At 69.2% G+C, this 1,102-nt stretch carries 1 protein-coding gene and 1 pseudogene; both read left to right on the plus strand.

The window, feature by feature from the left end:
• Nucleotides 1-2: 2 nt before the first annotated feature.
• A complete protein-coding gene (locus EN738_RS31235; protein ID WP_127286965.1) occupies nucleotides 3-782 on the plus strand; it encodes an ATP-binding cassette domain-containing protein in 780 nt (259 codons plus the stop codon).
• A pseudogene (locus EN738_RS36580) lies at nucleotides 779-1,102 on the plus strand (hypothetical protein); the annotation flags it as partial. The gene EN738_RS31235 and the pseudogene EN738_RS36580, both read left to right, overlap by 4 nt.

The following is a 1,102-nucleotide window of genomic DNA, read 5'->3' on the forward strand; positions in this document are numbered from 1 at the left end:
GCATGAGCCTGCTCGCCGTCTCCGGTCTCACCAAGCGCTATCGTCGCGGCGGCGGAACCGTCGCCGCCGTCGATGGCGTTGCGTTTGCGATCGAGCCCGGCGAGACGCTGGCGCTTGCCGGCCCGTCCGGCAGCGGCAAGTCGACCATCGCGCGGCTGGTGCTCAGGCTGACCGAGCCGGACGCCGGCACCATCCAGTTCGAGGGCGCAGACTTCCGCTCGCTGGGCGGATCTGCCCTGCGTGCGAGGCGCGCGCGCCTGCAGATGGTGTTCCAGGATCCGCTCGCCGCCTTCAATCCGCGCGCCACCGTGGCGCGTGTCTTGGACGACCCCTTGCGCATTCACGGCATTGCCTCGCGCACAGAGCGCCCGCGCCGCATCGCCGCCCTGCTGGAGCGCGTTGGCCTTGGCGCCGATCTCGCGCCGCGCGCCATCCACGAGATCTCCGGCGGCCAGCGCCAGCGCGTCGCCATTGCCCGCGCCATCGCCACCAGACCGTCGCTGATCGTGCTCGATGAGGCCGTGTCGGCGCTCGACGTATCGGTGCGCGGTCGGATCCTGGACTTGCTGCTCGACCTTCAGGCCACGGAACGGATCGCCTACCTTTTCATTTCGCACGATCTCGGCGTCGTCCGCGCCGTCGCCCACCGCCTCGTCATCCTCGATGGCGGCCGGGTCGCCGAAAGCGGCGATGCCCGTGCCGTCATCGGCAATCCGCAATCGGCGATCGGCAGGGCGCTGGTGGCGGCGGCGCCGAGATTGAACAGGACCACCGCACCATGACCGACCCCGACGTCAGAGCCGAAAAACTGTCCCGCGAGCTCGATTCCGCTTTCCGCAACCGGGCCGATCTCTACCGTCTCTTCCTCGACGAACTGACGGCCGAACTCGGCGCCGAAAGAGCCGAGGCTGTCATGATCCGCACCATCGAGCAGCGCGGCAGGGAAGTCGCGGCCACAGCCTTCGCCGATTTCGGCCCCAACGATGCGCCGGCGATCGGCGAGGCGTTTCTGGCCGTCAGCCCGGATGGCGGCCGCATGTACCCGACCGATGTCGAGCGCAACGCGACCCACATCGCCTTCAAGGTGAAGCGCTGTCCGCTG

The organism is Mesorhizobium sp. M4B.F.Ca.ET.017.02.2.1 (assembly GCF_003998955.1).
In the GTDB taxonomy this organism is placed as follows: Bacteria; Pseudomonadota; Alphaproteobacteria; order Rhizobiales; family Rhizobiaceae; genus Mesorhizobium; species Mesorhizobium abyssinicae.